Source organism: Avibacterium sp. 21-595, assembly GCF_023611905.1.
Taxonomy (GTDB): domain Bacteria; phylum Pseudomonadota; class Gammaproteobacteria; order Enterobacterales; family Pasteurellaceae; genus Avibacterium.
In genome coordinates this window covers 1,802,732-1,820,664 of the sequence record NZ_CP091455.1, presented here as the reverse complement: position 1 = coordinate 1,820,664, position 17,933 = coordinate 1,802,732, and the positions used below count along the sequence as shown (strand labels likewise).

General features: G+C 41.0%; 17 protein-coding genes. 15 read left to right on the top strand and 2 right to left on the bottom strand.

Annotation, left to right across the window (positions count from 1 at the left end):
* The first annotated feature begins 15 nt into the window (after positions 1-15).
* From L4F92_RS08405 to yciH, 14 genes are all read left to right on the top strand, one after another.
* Entirely contained in the window at positions 16-1,032 is a 1,017-nt protein-coding gene (locus L4F92_RS08405; protein ID WP_250363398.1) for a sulfate ABC transporter substrate-binding protein, read from the top strand.
* Positions 1,033-1,055: 23 nt separating this feature from the next.
* Positions 1,056-2,489: a siroheme synthase CysG gene (gene cysG / locus L4F92_RS08400; protein ID WP_250363397.1), complete on the top strand. Its 1,434-nt coding sequence runs from the start codon at positions 1,056-1,058 to the stop codon at positions 2,487-2,489.
* A 33-nt stretch (positions 2,490-2,522) separates the two neighbouring features.
* Positions 2,523-3,251 carry a phosphoadenylyl-sulfate reductase gene (locus L4F92_RS08395; RefSeq protein WP_250363396.1) on the top strand — a complete coding sequence of 243 codons (729 nt, stop codon included), beginning with the start codon at positions 2,523-2,525 and terminating at the stop codon, positions 3,249-3,251.
* A 62-nt stretch (positions 3,252-3,313) separates the two neighbouring features.
* On the top strand, positions 3,314-4,240 hold the full coding sequence (gene cysD, locus L4F92_RS08390) for a sulfate adenylyltransferase subunit CysD (RefSeq protein WP_250363395.1): 927 nt from the start codon (positions 3,314-3,316) through the stop codon (positions 4,238-4,240).
* A gap of 52 nt (positions 4,241-4,292) precedes the next feature.
* Positions 4,293-5,585, top strand: a complete 1,293-nt coding sequence (locus L4F92_RS08385) for a sulfate adenylyltransferase subunit 1 (RefSeq protein WP_250363394.1) — start codon at positions 4,293-4,295, stop codon at positions 5,583-5,585.
* Positions 5,586-5,665: 80 nt separating this feature from the next.
* Positions 5,666-7,471: an assimilatory sulfite reductase (NADPH) flavoprotein subunit gene (locus tag L4F92_RS08380; RefSeq protein ID WP_250363393.1), complete on the top strand. Its 1,806-nt coding sequence runs from the start codon at positions 5,666-5,668 to the stop codon at positions 7,469-7,471.
* An 18-nt stretch (positions 7,472-7,489) separates the two neighbouring features.
* On the top strand, positions 7,490-9,259 hold the full coding sequence (gene cysI / locus L4F92_RS08375) for an assimilatory sulfite reductase (NADPH) hemoprotein subunit (protein WP_250363392.1): 1,770 nt from the start codon (positions 7,490-7,492) through the stop codon (positions 9,257-9,259).
* 103 nt (positions 9,260-9,362) lie between these two features.
* On the top strand, positions 9,363-10,037 hold the full coding sequence (gene cmk / locus L4F92_RS08370) for a (d)CMP kinase (protein ID WP_268738984.1): 675 nt from the start codon (positions 9,363-9,365) through the stop codon (positions 10,035-10,037).
* 110 nt (positions 10,038-10,147) lie between these two features.
* The gene (rpsA, locus tag L4F92_RS08365) at positions 10,148-11,791 is read left to right on the top strand and encodes a 30S ribosomal protein S1 (RefSeq protein WP_250349748.1); all 1,644 of its coding nucleotides are present in this window, start codon (positions 10,148-10,150) and stop codon (positions 11,789-11,791) included.
* Positions 11,792-11,857: 66 nt separating this feature from the next.
* Positions 11,858-12,142, top strand: a complete 285-nt coding sequence (locus L4F92_RS08360; protein ID WP_250349749.1) for an integration host factor subunit beta — start codon at positions 11,858-11,860, stop codon at positions 12,140-12,142.
* A gap of 67 nt (positions 12,143-12,209) precedes the next feature.
* Positions 12,210-12,506 carry a LapA family protein gene (locus L4F92_RS08355; protein ID WP_250349750.1) on the top strand — a complete coding sequence of 99 codons (297 nt, stop codon included), beginning with the start codon at positions 12,210-12,212 and terminating at the stop codon, positions 12,504-12,506.
* The gene (gene lapB / locus L4F92_RS08350; RefSeq protein ID WP_250363391.1) at positions 12,506-13,696 is read left to right on the top strand and encodes a lipopolysaccharide assembly protein LapB; all 1,191 of its coding nucleotides are present in this window, start codon (positions 12,506-12,508) and stop codon (positions 13,694-13,696) included. The genes L4F92_RS08355 and lapB overlap by 1 nt, the downstream gene beginning before the upstream one ends.
* Positions 13,697-13,713: 17 nt before the next feature.
* Positions 13,714-14,409, top strand: a complete 696-nt coding sequence (pyrF, locus tag L4F92_RS08345; protein ID WP_250349752.1) for an orotidine-5'-phosphate decarboxylase — start codon at positions 13,714-13,716, stop codon at positions 14,407-14,409.
* Position 14,410: 1 nt separating this feature from the next.
* The gene (gene yciH, locus L4F92_RS08340; protein ID WP_250349753.1) at positions 14,411-14,734 is read left to right on the top strand and encodes a stress response translation initiation inhibitor YciH; all 324 of its coding nucleotides are present in this window, start codon (positions 14,411-14,413) and stop codon (positions 14,732-14,734) included.
* A gap of 51 nt (positions 14,735-14,785) precedes the next feature.
* Here the strand turns inward: yciH and L4F92_RS08335 are convergent, their stop codons facing one another.
* Positions 14,786-16,081, bottom strand: a complete 1,296-nt coding sequence (locus L4F92_RS08335) for an L-cysteine desulfidase family protein (RefSeq protein ID WP_250363390.1) — start codon at positions 16,079-16,081, stop codon at positions 14,786-14,788.
* Positions 16,082-16,098: 17 nt separating this feature from the next.
* Positions 16,099-17,235: a pyridoxal phosphate-dependent aminotransferase gene (locus L4F92_RS08330; RefSeq protein ID WP_250363389.1), complete on the bottom strand. Its 1,137-nt coding sequence runs from the start codon at positions 17,233-17,235 to the stop codon at positions 16,099-16,101.
* Positions 17,236-17,334: 99 nt separating this feature from the next.
* Here L4F92_RS08330 and L4F92_RS08325 point away from each other — a divergent pair, with 99 nt between their 5' ends.
* The gene (locus tag L4F92_RS08325; RefSeq protein ID WP_250363388.1) at positions 17,335-17,868 is read left to right on the top strand and encodes a YgiW/YdeI family stress tolerance OB fold protein; all 534 of its coding nucleotides are present in this window, start codon (positions 17,335-17,337) and stop codon (positions 17,866-17,868) included.
* Positions 17,869-17,933: the final 65 nt, after the last annotated feature.

Sequence of the window (17,933 nt, the reverse complement as noted above, 5' to 3'; positions counted from 1 at the left end):
TTTCGGAGAGCAAGAATGAAGAAAGGTGTTGTGCTTTTGGCAGGCATATTTGTGATTGTGCTTGGGCTGCTAAATTGCTCAAGACAAACAGAAAAAAAGGTGTTGCTTAATGTTGCTTATGACGTTATTCGCGATTTTTATCACGATTATAATCAAGCTTTTCGCCAGCAACACGCGAACATCGTGATCTCCCAATCCCATGGTAGTGCAAGTAAGCAAACGTTAAGCGTGGCAAAAGGGCTTCCAGCAGATATTGTGACATTAACCCAAGCGAATGATATTGATTTATTGGTGCAAAAAGGGCTTGTTGCATCTGATTGGGCGCAGCGTTTCCCAAACAATGCTACGCCCTTTGGTTCGGTAATGGTGTTTTTGGTAAAAAAAGGAAATCCAAAACAAATTCGAGATTGGCAAGATCTCACGCGTAATGATGTTCGTGTGGTTTTTGCTAACCCTAAAACTTCCGCCAATGGACGTTTTGCTTACCTTGCAGCGTATTCTTACGCCAAGCAGGCATTTTCTGGTGAAGCACAGCAATTGGATTTTATACGCCGTCTTTTACGCAATGTGCCGGTATTAGAAGCGGGGGCGAGAAGTGCCACAATGGTATTCACGCAACGTCATTTTGGGGATGTGTTGATAACCCCTGAAAATGAAGCGGCTTTAGCGGCTCAGCGTCTTGATACACAAGGGTTTAGCGTAATTTATCCGAGCCTTACTTTATACACCCCTGTATTGGTGGCGGAAACAACGAATACAAAAATCAATGGTACGCATAAGCTGGCACAAACTTATTTGCAAGGGTTATGGTCGGAACAAGGACAAGAACTCGCCGCTCAACATCACTTTCGTCCAAGTAATGCCAAAATAGCACAAAAATTCACCGCACTTTTCCCAAAGGTAAATGCGCTTGATGTTAATGAACAATTTGGTGATTGGGCAACAATTAATCAGCAACATTTTGCAGATAACGCGTTGTTTGATCAACTTTATTTTCAGGCTTGCGTGCATTGCAATTCACAAGCTGATTAAAAAACAGTTTAAGGAGTGAGATTATGAAATATTTTCCATTATTTGCTGAATTAACAAATCGTCCCGTTCTGGTTGTTGGGGGCGGTGCTGTTGCCGCACGCAAAGTGAGCTTATTGCTGAAAGCGAATGCAGAAGTACGCGTTGTAGCGGAAAAACTTGGTGCAGAACTCACCGCACTTTGGCAACAGGAACGTATTATTTGGTTAGCGAAAACCTTTCATTCAGAACAGTTGCAACAGGTTTTTTTCGTGATTGCGGCAGCCAACGATAAGACATTAAACCAACGTATTTTCACTCTTGCCGAAAATCAGCATAAATTTGTTAATGTTGTTGATGATCAAGCCCATTGCAGTGCGATTTTCCCCTCAATCATTGATCGTGATCCTATTCAAATTGCGATCTCCAGTGGTGGCACAGCCCCGGTATTGGTGAGGTTATTACGGGAAAAGCTTGAAGCTCGTTTACCGCAGTATTTAGGGACGATGGCAGCGCTTGCGGGGAAATGGCGGTATAAAGTTAAGCAACGCTTTCGTTCGGTTACACAACGTCGCCGTTTTTGGGAGCAATTATTTAATGGGCGATTTGCGCAGTTCATCAAAAACCACCAGCTTGAACAAGCAACTCAAGAATTAGCATATCAACTTGACAGCGCTGATTTTCAAGGGGGGAGCGTTACGCTTGTAGGGGCAGGACCGGGAGATGCGGGATTATTGACCTTAAAAGGATTACAAGAAATTCAGCAAGCCGATATTGTGTTGTATGACGCGTTGGTTTCAGAAGCGGTTTTAGATTTAATTCGCCGTGATGCACAACGTGTTTTTGTCGGCAAACGGGGGCGGGGGAATGCTGTGGCACAAGAAGAGATCAATGCCTTGCTTGTGAAGTATGCCAAGGCAGGGAAACGTGTTGTTCGATTGAAAGGTGGGGATCCTTTTGTTTTTGGGCGAGCTGGCGAAGAGTTGGAAATTCTGGCACAACACCACATTCCATTTTCAGTAGTACCCGGTATTACCGCAGCGATTGGGGCAACCGCCTATGCAGGCATTCCGCTTACGCATCGTGATTATGCCCAAAGTGCGGTGTTTGTTACAGGGCATCGCAAAAATGATGCGGCAGAGATTGAGTGGCAAAGCCTTGCCCGAAGCCAGCAAACCTTAGTTATTTATATGGGAACCTTAAATGCCCACGAGATCGCTACACAATTACAGCAATTTGGGCGAGCCAGTACGACGCCTGTCGCCGTCATTTCGCACGGAACATTAGAAACACAACAAACACAAACAGGCATCTTAGCAAATTTGGCAGAAATTGCTGAAAACGCACCGACCCCCGCGTTAATCGTTGTGGGGGAAGTGGTCGCCTTGCAGGAAAAATTAGCGTGGTTTGGGGAAGAAAAACAGCCTCAAAAAGCACCGCACTTTACATTCACACGTTTACAACCAAAGCAGGTTGCATAACGAATATTGAGGGTTAAAAGAGGAAGCAAACCAATGGAAAAACCTAAATTATGGATGATCCCTCAGCCGACACAAGATGATTTTGTTCAGCTTGAGGCGAAAGAAAAACAGCTTTTGGCACGATTGCAAGACATTAGCAACGCACATCAACAGATTAAATTTGCTAGTAGTCTTGCGGTGGAAGATATGGTGATTACCGATGTCATTGCGAAAACTAAAGCGAAAATTACCGTATTCACTCTTGAAACAGGGCAATTAAATCCTGAAACCTTAGCCTTGCTGAGCGTGTTAAAAAAGACCTATCCCCAATTGAATTTTGAGCTGTTCTATCCAGATACTCAAGCCATAAAACACTATGAAGAACAAAAAGGGAAATTTGCTTTTTATGAAAGCGTAGCATTGCGTAGAGAATGCTGTTATTTGCGTAAAATTGAACCGTTAAATCGTGCCTTAGCTTCAGCAGATTGTTGGCTCACAGGGCAACGCCGTTCGCAATCAACAACACGTACTACGTTACCTTTTTATGAGCAAGATGAAAGTCGCCAAATTGCGAAATATAACCCTATTTATGATTGGTCTGAAAACGAGGTGTGGGCTTATATTTTGAAGTATCAAATTCCCTACAATGCGTTATATGAACAGGGGTTTCCAAGTATTGGCTGCGCCCCTTGCACAGCGCCTGTAAAAGCAGGAGACGATATTCGAGCTGGACGTTGGTGGTGGGAGAATAAAGATAGCAAAGAGTGCGGATTACATAAATAGATGAAATGTTAACCATATTTTTACTATACCGATTTTAATGAGAATAAACAGAAGGAAGCATAATGACAACACAAAATCAGATTGAAACAGGTCATCTTGACTGGCTAGAGGCTGAGGCTATTTATATTATTCGCGAGGTTGTCGCACAATGTCGTAATCCAGCCTTACTTTTTTCAGGTGGGAAGGACAGTGTTGTGTTGCTAGCATTGGCACGCAAAGCCTTTCAATTAGCGGGACGAAAATTAGTTTTACCTTTTCCTTTGGTGCATATTGATACGGGGCATAATTATCCTGAAGTAATCCAATTTCGTGATGATACCGTGGCAGCACTTCAAGCAAAATTAATTGTTGGCAAAGTAGAAGACTCCATTGCCAAAGGAACGGTCGTTTTGCGTAAAGAAAATGATAGTCGTAATGCGGCTCAAGCCATTACCTTACTAGAAACGATTGACGCTTATGGCTTTGATGCCTTGATGGGAGGCGCTCGACGCGATGAAGAGAAAGCACGTGCGAAAGAGCGGATTTTTTCTTTTCGTGATGAATTTGGTCAATGGGATCCAAAAGCACAACGCCCTGAATTGTGGTCTTTATACAATGCAAAACTGCACCAAGGTGAAAATATGCGTGTTTTCCCGATTTCTAATTGGACAGAACTGGATATTTGGCAATATATCGAACAAGAAAAATTAGCATTGCCTTCTATTTATTATGCTCATAACCGTGAAGTGGTGGAACGAAACGGGCTTTTGGTTCCTATCACGCCATTAACGCCAAAGGAAGCAGGGGAAGAAAGTCTCATTCGTTCGGTACGCTTTCGTACGGTAGGGGACATTAGTTGTACTTGCCCTGTCGCAAGCCACGCAACAACACCACGTGAAATTATTCAGGAAACGGCATTAAGTGAAATTTCTGAACGTAGTGCAACGCGAATGGACGATCGCACGAGTGAAGCCGCAATGGAGCGACGTAAAAAGCAAGGCTATTTCTAAAAAATTACCAGCAAACAGCATTTCAGAAAAGATAGAGAAAGAAGGAATAACTATGAGCCAATTAACCCAATATGCACCGTTACGTTTTATCACAGCAGGCAGTGTTGATGATGGTAAAAGTACTTTAATTGGACGCTTACTTTATGACAGCAAAGCATTATTAAGTGATCAGCTTTTAAGCCTAAACCAATCTAAACGAAACGGGGAAGCGATCGATTTTTCCATTTTAACTGACGGGCTTGAAGCCGAACGTGAACAAGGCATTACGATTGATGTTGCGTATCGTTATTTTTCTACCGCAAAACGAAAATTTATTATTGCGGATACACCGGGACACGAACAATATACCCGTAATATGGTCACGGGCGCTTCAACAGCGAATGCCGCAGTGGTATTGATTGATGCGACACAGCTTGATTTTTCACAAGAGAATGTGGAGCTGCTGCCGCAAACAAAACGCCATTCTGCGATTTTAAAACATTTGCGTTGCCCGCATATTTTAGTCGCCGTAAATAAAATGGATTTATTGGATTTCTCTCAAGAGAAGTTCAACGCGATCATCAATGCTTATAGTAGGTTAGCGCAGCAGCTTGCATTACCAGAAGTGCAATTTGTTCCCGTTTCCGCTTTGCAAGGGGACAATATCGTACATAAAAGTGAACGTACCCCTTGGTATCAAGGTGAGCCACTTTTAACGATATTAGAAAATTTACCCACTGATGATACGCGTTCAGAAAAAAAGGATACATTTCATTTTCCGGTTCAATTTGTTTTACGTTTAGATCCCGATAAAGCAGATGATTTTCGTGGCTATCAAGGGCGTATTGAAGCGGGAAACATTCAACAGGGTGATCCGGTGAGAATTGAACCAAATGGATTACAAAGCCATATTGCTGAAATTTATTCACCAAATGGCTTGGTATCACAAGCCAGTGAGGGGGAACAAGTTACACTTCGTCTTGCTGATGATATTGATATTTCTCGTGGCGATACCTTTTTAGCCCTTAATTCATCATTAGCGCCAACAACTACCTTAACGGCGACACTTTGCTGGTTTGACCAAACGCCTCTTAATCCTGCGCGTAAATATTTGCTTAAGCAGGGAACACAAACGGTTTTTGCTAAAGTGAATGAGATTGAGCAAATTTTGGATTTAAAAACCTTGCTGAACAATAGTGATGCAACACAGATCCAAATGAATGATATTGCCCAAGTACGTCTTCGTTTACAGCAACCGATAACTGCCAGTACCTACGAACAAAATAAAGCCACGGGTGCATTTATTTTAATTGATGAGGTTACCTATCACACGGTTGCGGGCGGAATGATTTTAGAAAATCATTAAAAAACGACCGCACTTTTAAACCCTGTGCTGATAAGCAAACCGTGTAGAAATTGTATTTTATTTTTATTATTGGGGGAATGATGGCAAATATCACTTTACCACTTAGCCCTGAAGTGTTACAGACACTTTCAGGTTTAAACAATATTCAACTGGCTTGGCTGTCTGGCTATGCGTGGGCGAAATCACAAGAGGCGAGCGAGACGGCAATGAAAAGTGCGGTGGGTTTTTCCCCCACTTTTTCTGCGTCCAATACCATTCTTGAGGTGAGCGTACTGTCAGCTTCGCAAACAGGCAACGCTAAATCGGTGGCTGATCAACTTGCGGCACGGCTACAAAGTGAAGGCATTGCAGTTTCTCGTAAATCACTGGCTGACTACAAAGCGAAAAATATTGCACAAGAAAAGGTGGTTATTTTGGTGACCTCTACACAAGGTGAAGGCGAACCGCCAGAAGAAGGCGTATTGTTATTGAAATTATTGCAAGGTAAAAAAGCCCCGAAATTGGCGGGAATGAAATTTGCCGTGTTGAGCTTGGGGGATAGTTCATACCCGCATTTTTGTCAAGCGGGAAAAGATTTTGATCACGCTTTTGCGAATTTAGGGGCAGAGCGTTTGCTAAGTCGTGTTGATGTAGATTTGGATTTTAAATCTGTTGCTGAAGAGTGGGTGAATAATATTACCAATGCCATTAAAGAAAACGTTATAAATCAACAGACCCAAACTCAAGGGGGGGCTATTCAAGAACATAAGAAAGCTGCACTGACTTCAATATCACCATTTAATAAAGAAAACCCGTTTAGCGCTTCCTTAATAACGAATCAACGCTTAACGGATAGTCGTTCTGCGAAGGATGTTAGACATTTAGAACTTGACCTGTCTGGTTCAGGGTTGGACTATCAAGCGGGTGATGCACTCGGTGTTTATTTTGAAAATGATCCTGATTTGGTTGCAGAAATCTTAGCTGCCGTTGGTGTTGAGGGCGATGCAGAAGTGACATTAAAAGAAAAAACGTTATCAATTTCCACCGCACTTCAATCTGAGCTAGAATTAACGCAAAATAATGTGGCTTTTGTGAAGTCTTATGCCATATTGGCGAAAAATGATCTATTAAATGAGATCGTGCAAGATGTTGAAAAATGCCACCAATTTGTGGCACAAACGCCGATCGTTGATGTGTTACATCAATTTCCTACCAAACTAACCGCTGAACAATTAGCGAGTTTATTCCGACCACTAACACCACGTTTGTATTCCATTTCATCAAGTGCAGCTGAAGTAGGGGAAGAGGTGCATTTAACAGTGGGCGTTGTGCGGTATGACTATCAAGGCAAAGCTCGTGCTGGCGGTGCATCAAGCTATTTAGCCGATCGTGTAGAAGAAGATGGACGGGTCAGAGTCTTTATCGAGAAAAACGATCATTTCCGTTTACCACAGGATCCAAAAAGCCCCATTATTATGATCGGCTCTGGTACTGGAATTGCACCATTTCGCGCTTTTGTTCAGCAGCGAGCAGCGGAAAATGCCGAAGGGCGAAATTGGCTTATTTTCGGTAATCCGCATTTTGCTCTCGATTTTTTGTATCAAACCGAATGGCAACAATTTGCTAAGGAAGGCTTCTTACATAAATACAGCTTCGCGTGGTCACGGGATCAATCACAAAAAATCTATGTGCAAGATAAGATTCGAGAAAATGGCGAAGAAATATGGCGATGGTTACAAGAGGGGGCATATATTTATGTGTGTGGTGATGCGACCAAAATGGCAAAAGATGTGAATCAAGCGCTCTTAGAGGTGATTGCGACCCAAGGTAAATTGACTGCTGATGAAGCCGAAGAGTATTTAGATGGATTGCGCGAAGAAAAACGCTACCAACGTGATGTGTATTAAGATTGAGGAGTGATGGAAATGACAGACAACATACAAAAAGGCTTAGAATGGAAAGCACAACCACTTTCAGATAATGAGCGTCTGAAAGAAGAAAGCAATTTTTTACGCGGTACAATTTTAGAAGACTTAAATGATGGTTTAACGGGGGGCTTCAATGGCGACAATTTTCAGCTTATTCGCTTTCACGGTATGTATGAACAAGATGATCGCGATATTCGCGCTGAGCGTTTGGCTCAAAAATTAGAACCTCGCAAGTTTATGCTACTACGTTGTCGTTTACCGGGAGGGATCATTAAGCCGTTTCAGTGGATCGAAATTGACAAATTCGCACGGGAAAATAGTTACTATCGTTCAATTCGTTTAACTAATCGACAAACTTTCCAATATCACGGTGTGCCGAAAACAAAATTACAGGATATGCATCGTTTATTACATCGCATTGGCTTAGATTCAATTGCAACAGCCTCTGATATGAACCGTAATGTGTTATGTACTTCAAATCCAATTGAAAGTGAGCTTCATCAGCAAGCTTATGAATGGGCAAAGAAAATTTCTGAGCATTTATTGCCTCGTACACGAGGGTATTTAGATGTGTGGATTGACGGGAAGAAGGCGATGAGTTCGGAAAACTTACTTGAACCAGAAGAGGAACCGATTTTAGGGAAAACTTACTTACCACGTAAATATAAAACCACCGTTTCTATCCCACCGCTTAATGATGTTGATGTGTTTGGTAATGATATGAATTTTGTTGCCATTAAAGGCGATAATGGAGAGCTAGCGGGCTTTAATGTCTTAGTGGGCGGTGGCTTATCAATGGAGCACGGTAATACAACAACCTATCCCCACGTGGCATTAGAACTGGGGTATATTTCCCTTGAGCAAACCCTTATAGCCGCTGAGGCGATTGTCACCACACAACGAGATTTCGGTAATCGTGCAGATCGTAAACATGCGCGTACGCGTTATACCATTCAAGCAATGGGGCTAGAAGGGTTTAAAGCAGAAGTTGAACGCCGTATGGGATTTGTTTTTGCACCGATTCGTCCTTACCAATTTACTGAGCGAGGTGATCGTATTGGTTGGGTAAAGGGCATTGATAATAAATGGCACTTAACCTTATTTATTGAAAGTGGGCGAATTACAGATAACGATCCTAAGCGACCATTAATGACAGGAATGCTGGAAATTGCCAAAATCCATCAGGGTGATTTTCGTATTACAGCAAATCAAAATATTATTATTGCAGGCGTGCCAGAAGAGGAAAAAGCGCGTATAGAAGCGATTGCTCGCCAGTATGGATTAATGGAAAAAATTACCAAACAACGTGAATATTCAATGTCTTGTGTGGCTTTTCCTACTTGCCCATTAGCAATGGCAGAAGCTGAACGTATTCTACCTGATTTTACGACTGAAATTGAAAAAAGTTTGGCTAAGCACGGTATTCCTGAAGAATATATTGTGACCCGTATTACAGGCTGTCCAAATGGTTGTGGACGTGCAATGCTTGCTGAAATTGGTTTAGTCGGGAAAGCGATAGGGCGTTATAACCTTCACCTTGGTGGAGATCGTGAAGGTTGTCGTATTCCTCGCCTTTATCAAGAAAATCAAACCATTGATGATATTTTGACAGAAATTGATCGACTGATTGGCTATTGGGCAACTGAACGTAATAGCGAAGAAAGTTTTGGTGATTTTGTTATTCGTGTTGGCGTCGTTCGTCCTGTTCTAAATGCCCCAGTCGATTTTTGGAATGCAAATGCGATTGACGTGACTCAAGTGTCTTAAAAAATAAGAAAATTTTTGACCGCACTTTGATCTATAGCGGTGATAAAATACGGTAATTATGCTATGCTTAGTTTCATAAATGAGAAGATAAATAAGGATAATTATGCACAATATTATTATCACCGTCGATGGTCCAAGTGGCGCGGGTAAAGGCACGTTATGTTATGCGTTGGCACAGCAATTAGGTTTTGCTTTGTTAGATAGCGGAGCTATTTATCGTGTTACGGCATTGGCTGCGTTGAAAAAGCAAGTGTCGTTAGATGATGAAATGGCGTTGGCAAATTTAGCACGTCATTTAGATGTGGCATTTTTACCTGAAGATAATGAAGTGAAAATTATCTTAGAAGGGGAAAATGTGAGTGGACAAATTCGCACTCAAGAAGTGGCTGATGCGGCTTCAAAAGTGGCGGTGTTTCCACAAGTGCGCCAAGCATTATTGCAGTTACAACAAAGCTTTGCGACGGAGAAAGGGCTTATCGCAGACGGGCGAGATATGGGGACGGTGGTTTTCCCTCAGGCACAAGTCAAGTTATTTTTAGATGCAAGTGTCGAAGAAAGAGCGAAAAGACGCTATAAACAGTTGCAAAATAAAGGAATTAGTGGTAACTTTGCACAGATTTTAGCCGAGATAAAAGAGCGTGATTTTCGCGATAGAAATCGTCCTGTTGCGCCACTTAAACCTGCGGATGATGCATTGCTATTAGATAGCACGGAATTAAGTATTGAGGCGGTAATAGCCCAAGCACTTGATTATATTCGTCAGAAGGTTAGTCTCTAAGGCTTAAATTATTTTCATCAGTTTATTCAAGGATGGATAAACATTTATTATCAGCCCCACTTTTTATGGATATAAAGTGGACGTTATTAACTAAATTTAGAAGATTAATTATGTCAGAATCTTTTGCTCAACTCTTTGAAGAATCATTAAAAGACCTTGAAACTCGTTTAGGTTCAATCGTTAACGGTACAGTTGTTGCTATTGAAAAAGGCTTCGTATATGTCGATGCAGGTTTAAAATCTGAAGCGCGTATCCCAGCTGAAGAATTCCAAAATGCACAAGGTGAATTAGACGTTAAAGTTGGCGACGTGGTAAACGTTGCGTTAGACGCTGTGGAAGATGGTTTCGGTGAAACTAAATTATCTCGTGAAAAAGCAGTACGTCACGAATCTTGGATTGAATTAGAAAAAGCCTATGAAGAACAAGCAACAGTTATCGGTTTAATCAACGGTAAAGTGAAAGGTGGTTTCACAGTTGAGTTAAACGGTGTTCGTGCATTCTTACCGGGTTCATTAGTAGATACTCGTCCAGTGCGTGATACCTTACACCTTGAAGGTAAAGAATTAGAATTCAAAGTAATCAAATTAGATCAAAAACGTAACAACGTTGTGGTTTCTCGTCGTGCTGTTATTGAATCAGAAAACAGTCAAGATCGTGAAGAAATCTTAGCTAACCTTGCTGAAGGCGCAGAAGTTAAAGGGACAGTTAAAAACTTAACTGACTACGGCGCATTCGTTGATTTAGGTGGCGTTGATGGTTTATTACACATCACTGATATGGCTTGGAAACGCGTTAAACACCCAAGCGAAATCGTGAATGTGGGTGATGAAATCACAGTTAAAGTATTAAAATTCGATAAAGATCGTACTCGTGTATCTTTAGGCTTAAAACAATTAGGTCAAGATCCTTGGGTTGCTATCGCAGAAAATCACCCAGTTGGTAGCAAATTAACTGGTAAAGTGACTAACTTAACAGACTATGGTTGTTTCGTTGAAATTTTAGAAGGCGTTGAAGGCTTAGTTCACGTTTCTGAAATGGATTGGACAAACAAAAACATTCACCCATCTAAAGTGGTTAGCTTAGGTGATACTGTTGAGGTAATGGTATTAGAAATTGACGAAGAACGTCGTCGTATTTCTTTAGGTTTAAAACAATGTAAACCTAACCCGTGGTTACAATTTGCTGACACTCACAACAAAGGCGATAAAGTTACAGGTAAAATTAAGTCAATTACTGACTTCGGTATCTTCATCGGTCTTGAAGGGGGGATTGATGGTTTAGTTCACTTATCTGACATTTCTTGGAATGTTCCAGGTGAAGAAGCCGTTCGTAACTACAAAAAAGGTGATGAAGTCTCTGCAGTAGTATTACAAGTGGATTCAGCAAAAGAGCGTATCTCTTTAGGTATCAAACAACTTGAAGATGATCCATTCAATAACTTCATCGCAGCAAACAAAAAAGGCGCTATCGTAAGTGCTAAAGTTGTTGAAGCAGATGCAAAAGGCGCTAAAGTTGAGTTAGACGGCGGTGTTGAAGGTTACATCCGTGCTGCTGATTTAACAAGTGAAGTTGCTGAAGGTGATGTTGTTGAAGCGAAATACACCGGTGTAGATCGTAAAGCCCGTTTAGTTCACTTATCTGTGAAAGCGAAAGATCAAGCTGAAGAAGCGGCGGCAGTTGCAAATGTGAATAAAGAAGAAGTGGTTATTCCAAATGCAATGGCTGAAGCATTCAAAGCAGCTAAAGGTGAATAATTTTAGTTCCCTTTAAAGTTGGCGTGAGGAAACTCACGCTAACTTATTGATAGTTAGGAGAATATTATGACTAAATCAGAACTCATTGAAGCATTAGTTCAACAGCATCCTTCTATTTCAGTTAAAGAGGTAGAAAATGCAGTAAAAGAGATTTTAGAGCAAATTGCGCAGACCTTAGAAAATGGAGAGCGTGTTGAAGTTCGTGGTTTTGGCAGTTTTTCACTACATTTCCGTCAGCCTCGTGTAGGGCGTAACCCTAAAACGGGTGCTAAAGTTGAATTAGATGCGAAATCTGTACCGCACTTTAAAGCTGGTAAAGATCTTAGAATGCGTGTAGATATTCAAGCATAATAGTCAGCTAACTAAACGGCACCTTTGTGTCGTTTTTTGTATTTATTTAAATCTTTTGGAGTGCGTAATGATTAAGTATATTTTCGGTTTTATTATTTTACTCGCCGTTGTACTTGTCGCCATCACCATTGGGGCGAATAATGATCAACTCATTACCTTTAATTATATTGTTGCTCAAAGTGAACTACAGCTTTCTACTTTAGTGGCTATCTTATTTGGTTTTGGCTTGCTTTTAGGTTGGTTTATTACTGGCTTTTTTTATCTCAAATTAAAATTAAAAAATATGGGATTAGCACGCAAGGTAAAACGCCTTTCCTCACAAATTACTGAATTAACTTCAAGCCGAGATAAGGCTGCACAATAATGCTCGAGCTGCTTTTTCTACTGCTTCCTATTGCCGCAGCTTATGGATGGTATATGGGGCATCGTAGTGCGAAAAAGGATCAGGAAGACATCACGAATAAATTATCCCGTGATTATGTAACGGGGGTGAATTTGCTTCTCTCTAATCAGCAAGAAAAAGCAGTTGATTTGTTTTTAGGTATTTTACAAAAACAAGAGCAAGAAAATGAAATTGAACAAAGTTCGCAATTTGAAGCGGAACTCACATTAGGAAACTTATTCCGTTCTCGTGGTGAAGTAGATCGAGCATTGCGAATCCACCAAGCCCTAGATCGTAGTCCAAATTATAGCTTTGAACAAAAACTTCTCGCCAAACAACAGCTTGCACGGGATTTTATGACGGTTGGTTTTTTTGATCGTGCTGAAGCATTGTATATTCTTTTAGTCGATGAACCCGATTTTGCTGAAAATGCCTTACAGCAGTTAGCGGTGATTTATCAAAAAATGAAAGAATGGAAAAAAGCCATTAATGTCGCAGAAAAACTTGCCAAAATTTCACCGCACTTTGATCCTATCCCTTTGGCGCATTACTATTGTGAATATGCTCAGAGCCTAGATTCAGAACAAAGAAAAATAACCACCGCGCTTTTACAGCGTGCATTAACCGTCTATCCAAATTGTATCCGAGCCTCGCTATTATTGGCTCAAAATGAAATCTTGCAACTGGATTACCAAAGTGCGGTAAAAAATTTAGAAAATATTTTACAGCAAAATCCCGCTTATATTAGTGAGGCATTATCCGCCTTAAAATATTGCTATGAAGAATTACATCAACAAGATAATTTTGAGCTTTTTCTTATTAAAGCAAGCCAAGTAGGCAAAAGTAGCGCCGTTGATCTTGCCTTAGCGGATTTTATTGCAGAAAAAGATGGCCTTGTGGCAGCGCAAGCCAAACTTTATCAACAGCTCAATCAAAATCCAACAACCATTGTTTTTCATCGCTTTATCCAATATCAAATTGAAAGTGCAGAAGAAGGGCGAGGTAAAGAGAGCCTCATTTTACTCTCAAAAATGGTTGGTGAGCGGATTAAACAAGGTTTTGATTATCGCTGTACGAATTGCGGTTATCAAACCAATAAACTCATCTGGTGCTGCCCTTCTTGCCGCCAATGGGAAACCATCAAACCCACGCCAGATATTGAATATCATTAACTAACGAGGAAGAGAAAATGAGCAGTAAAGTCATTGTTGCCTTAGATTATGAAAAAGAAGAACAAGCCCTTGCTTTGGTGGATCAGCTTGACCCAAGCCAATGTCGCTTAAAAGTAGGCAAAGAAATGTTTACCACACTAGGCACAAATTTTGTCAAACAGCTACATAGCCGTAATTTTGACGTTTTTCTTGATCTCAAGTTTCACGATATTCCTAACACGGTGGCAAGAGCGGTGCGTTCTGCGGCAGATTTAGGCGTTTGGATGGTGGATTTACACGCCAGTGGTGGCTTGCGAATGATGGAAGAAGCCAAAAATATTCTTGTGCCTTATGGAAAAGATGCGCCAATTTTAATTGGCGTTACTGTGCTAACGAGTATGGAAGATCTCGATCTGCTGCAAATTGGCATTAATGCCTCACCAATGGAGCAAGTGATTCGTCTCGCTCATTTAACTCAACGTGCAGGACTTGATGGCGTAGTATGTTCACCACAAGAAGTCGAAATTTTACGCGCACATTGTGGTAGCGATTTCAAACTGATCACTCCGGGTATTCGTCCTATTGGCGCAGACTTTGGTGATCAACGTCGTGTAATGACACCAGCAGCGGCAATTCAAGCGGGTTCTGATTATTTGGTTATCGGCCGTCCAATTACTCAAGCTGAAAATCCAGCAGAAGTATTGCGTGCAATTAATGCTTCTATTGAGGGCTAATATGTCAGAAAGCACTTTAGTTTACTCTACGGAAATAGGCAGAATCAAAACAGAAAAAAACCAACAGCCTATTCGCCCTAAAGGTGATGGCATCGTTCGCATTGAACGCCAAGTGAGTGGAAGAAAGGGGAGTGGCGTTAGCGTAATAAAAGGTCTAGACTTGCCCGATGATGAATTGAAAAAATTAGCTGCAGAACTGAAAAAACGTTGTGGTTGTGGTGGCTCTGTGAAAAATGGCTTGATTGAAATCCAAGGCGAAAAACGAGAGTTACTCAAACAATTATTAGAACAAAAAGGTTTTAAGGTTAAGCTAGCAGGGGGATAATATCCCCCTCTTTTATATTGCCATTCATTAAATAAGCTTATTTATTCTATTTTATTTTTTGGGTTTGCTCACCATAATTTCAATTACTTGGCGGTCGGTATATTGCATACTACGTGAAGCAATGTTGCAAAGATTATTGATTGAGCGATCGATACAATGTTCTACAATGCCTTCATTGCCTGTTACTTGCATATTATCTAATGCCATTAGTACGGCTTTATAACTTGAGGTTACACTGGTGGATACTTTCATTGCACAGCTATTTGCAGCGCCATCGCAGATAATGCCGCTAATATCACCGATCATACTGCTAATTGCCATACTCACGGTTTCAAATTTGCCCGTCAGTAACCAAGCAATGCCAGCGGAACTGCCCATTGCGGCGGTGGTCGCAGCACATAATGCGGAAAGTTTTGGTAATTTGCTATGAATATAAATTGCCATAAGGTGAGAAAGAAATAATGCGCGAGTAAGTTGCTCATCTGAAGCGTTAATATGTTTTGCCACTACCACAACAGGCATTGTTGCAGCGATGCCTTGATTACCTGAACCAGAATTACTCATTGCGGGTAAATTGGCACCGCCCATTCGGGCATCAGAAGCTGCTGTTGTTTCGATGATAATGCGGTTCATTAAATCATTACCGAGCAATCCCGCAGCAATTTGTTTTTGTAACGTACGTCCAATGTGCAAACCATAATCTTGCCGTAAGCCCTCTTGTGAAAGGGCAGAGTTTAGCCTTTCTGCCTCATCAATAAATTTAATCTTGGCAAGCTCCACTTGAATGGAGAAATCAAAAATGGCTTTCGCAGAAAGTGCGGTGAAAATTTCGTATAAATTATCACTTTCTACGGCGCAAGGTTTGGTGAAAATCAGCTGATCATTTTTGGCAATGTAAATGACATTGGTATGGTGTGCAGCAATGCGAACACTCACTTTGTCCTGCTGATGATATAACGTTGCCTCAGAATACAAAATATGCTCCGTTTCAAAAATAGAAACAGAAACCTTGTCTTCTTGAATCATTTTTTTCGCTTGCTCAGTTTGTTCCGTGGTAATATTTTTTAGCACTTCCAATCCTGCATTAGGATCACCACCAATGGCTCCAATCGCAGCCGCCATTGTTAGCCCTAAGGTTCCCGTACCGGGTACGGTGACGCCCATTCCATTTTTCATCAAATTAGGCGAAACTTTTGCTTCAATACGCTCTGGTATTGCATTTAAATATTGTCGCGCCGTGGCAGCGGCTAATGCAAGGGAAATCGGCTCGGTACATCCTAACGCTGGCACGACTTCTTGCTTTACGATATCCAACAGGGCTTGTTCTGTATCTGCTTGAAAATTCATACTATTCCTTATTCTTTTTATTTTGCTGTTGTGTGATTAGTCTGTTTAGTAAGCCACCGCTTCATTCGCTCAACCCCTTCGCGTAAATGTTCAATATCTCTGGTATAAGCAAAACGTAAGTAGTGCTTTGTGCCATTTTCACCAAAATCAATCCCGGGAGTTGCAGCAACTTGAATTTCAGCCAGCATTTTTTTTGCAAATTCATAGCTATCTTGGGTGTAAGCAGACACATCTGCCCAAAGATAAAATGCGCCTTGTGGTTTAAATTCAATGTTAAACAGTTGTTTTAGTTCTTCATAAAGAAAATCTCGGCGTTGTTTAAACTTGGCTTTAATTTGGTTTAGATAGTCATCATCAAAGGCTTCTAATGCGGCGTATTGGCTTAATGTGGGCGCTGAAATAAAAATATTTTGCGCCACAATTTCTGCTTCTCGGGCTTTTGCTTCTGGCACAATAAGCCAACCTAAACGCATTCCCGGCATACAAAAATACTTAGAAAATCCGTTGATCACATAGGCATTAGGATTAAATTGCAAGGCTGTGGCGGCTTGTTCATCATAAACTAAGCCGTGGTAAAGTTCATCGGAAATAAAATCGATTTTATTGGCAATGCAATATTCATTCAGGGCTTGCAGGCGTTCAGGGGTATAAATATTGCCCGTAGGGTTAGCGGGCGAGGAAATTTGTAAGGCTTTGATTGGGCGATTGACAAGTTGTTGCGGGGAAAGCTGATAACAATCTTGTTTATCTACCGGGATAAATTCAGGCTCAATATCCATCATATAAGCAAAATTTTTATAGCACGGATACGCAGGATCGGTTAGCCCCAGTTTATCTCCTTGGTTAAGCGTTAAGGCATAGGCGACAAGAAATGCGCCACTTGTGCCGGGGGTAAGAATAATGCGATGTGGTGCAATATCCACTTGATAAGTGCGGTAATAAAATTCACTGATTTTTTCACGCAATGCCGGTAAGCCAAGGCTTTCTGTATAACTAAATTGATTGTCTGTAATGGCTTGTTGTAAGGCGTGTTTCACTTTCGGAGATGGGGGTAAATCTGGTTGGCCAATTTCAAAATGAATGGCATTCGGGTATTTCGCCGCTTCACGCACAATATCCATTACAATAAATGCCGACATATTTTCACAACGCATTCTTTTTCCTTTTTTACCTATCTTAAGATTCTCTTAATATTTCTTTGTTTTAATCTTTCCAGCAAGACAGCCGTCTTGCCATTTGAAAGGAGTGTAACAATGAAAAAACTTAGTTTAGCAACAATTTTACTATTATCAACTGCTAGCCTTATGGTGAGTGCAGAAAATTTGCCAACAACGAGTGAACAATCCCCTGAGCGAGAGCAACAGACAGTACAACCTGTGTCAAATACGGAGAAAGGAGAAAAAGCACAAGAAACACATCACCATAAGCATAAAAAAGCCCATAAAATGCACGGAGGGTTTGTTGATCCTAATAATCCGCAAGCTCAAATTAAGGGTAAAAAATCCGTGATGAATAATTTACCAATAAGCCAAATTAGCCAACAAGCGTCTTGGGAAGATGAGCAACATCTTGTTTTACAAGGCCATATTGTCAAACAACTAAGCAAAGATGATTTTTTATTCCGTGATAAGAGCGGAGAAATTGAGCTAGAAATTGAACCTCGTGCGTGGCGTGGTAAAACTATTACCCCGAACGATGAGGTAAAAATTTTGGTTGAAGTGGATAAATCCGACAAAAAATTAGAACTGGAAGTTCATCGCATTATGAAAGTCGCTAAAAGTGATTAATTGAGAAAAGATTTCATTCGCAAATTTATTTTTTTAGGCTAAACTCAATGGGACATTTTCTCTCA

What these genes read in the sequence shown, in the direction of transcription:
- L4F92_RS08405 (WP_250363398.1), top strand. Translation starts at nt 16, where the DNA reads ATGAAGAAAGGTGTTGTGCTTTTGGCAGGCATATTTGTGATTGTGCTT.
- cysG (WP_250363397.1), top strand. Translation starts at nt 1,056, where the DNA reads ATGAAATATTTTCCATTATTTGCTGAATTAACAAATCGTCCCGTTCTG.
- L4F92_RS08395 (WP_250363396.1), top strand. Translation starts at nt 2,523, where the DNA reads ATGGAAAAACCTAAATTATGGATGATCCCTCAGCCGACACAAGATGAT.
- cysD (WP_250363395.1), top strand. Translation starts at nt 3,314, where the DNA reads ATGACAACACAAAATCAGATTGAAACAGGTCATCTTGACTGGCTAGAG.
- L4F92_RS08385 (WP_250363394.1), top strand. Translation starts at nt 4,293, where the DNA reads ATGAGCCAATTAACCCAATATGCACCGTTACGTTTTATCACAGCAGGC.
- L4F92_RS08380 (WP_250363393.1), top strand. Translation starts at nt 5,666, where the DNA reads ATGGCAAATATCACTTTACCACTTAGCCCTGAAGTGTTACAGACACTT.
- cysI (WP_250363392.1), top strand. Translation starts at nt 7,490, where the DNA reads ATGACAGACAACATACAAAAAGGCTTAGAATGGAAAGCACAACCACTT.
- cmk (WP_268738984.1), top strand. Translation starts at nt 9,363, where the DNA reads ATGCACAATATTATTATCACCGTCGATGGTCCAAGTGGCGCGGGTAAA.
- rpsA (WP_250349748.1), top strand. Translation starts at nt 10,148, where the DNA reads ATGTCAGAATCTTTTGCTCAACTCTTTGAAGAATCATTAAAAGACCTT.
- L4F92_RS08360 (WP_250349749.1), top strand. Translation starts at nt 11,858, where the DNA reads ATGACTAAATCAGAACTCATTGAAGCATTAGTTCAACAGCATCCTTCT.
- L4F92_RS08355 (WP_250349750.1), top strand. Translation starts at nt 12,210, where the DNA reads ATGATTAAGTATATTTTCGGTTTTATTATTTTACTCGCCGTTGTACTT.
- lapB (WP_250363391.1), top strand. Translation starts at nt 12,506, where the DNA reads ATGCTCGAGCTGCTTTTTCTACTGCTTCCTATTGCCGCAGCTTATGGA.
- pyrF (WP_250349752.1), top strand. Translation starts at nt 13,714, where the DNA reads ATGAGCAGTAAAGTCATTGTTGCCTTAGATTATGAAAAAGAAGAACAA.
- yciH (WP_250349753.1), top strand. Translation starts at nt 14,411, where the DNA reads ATGTCAGAAAGCACTTTAGTTTACTCTACGGAAATAGGCAGAATCAAA.
- L4F92_RS08335 (WP_250363390.1), bottom strand. Translation starts at nt 16,081, where the DNA reads ATGAATTTTCAAGCAGATACAGAACAAGCCCTGTTGGATATCGTAAAG.
- L4F92_RS08330 (WP_250363389.1), bottom strand. Translation starts at nt 17,235, where the DNA reads ATGCGTTGTGAAAATATGTCGGCATTTATTGTAATGGATATTGTGCGT.
- L4F92_RS08325 (WP_250363388.1), top strand. Translation starts at nt 17,335, where the DNA reads ATGAAAAAACTTAGTTTAGCAACAATTTTACTATTATCAACTGCTAGC.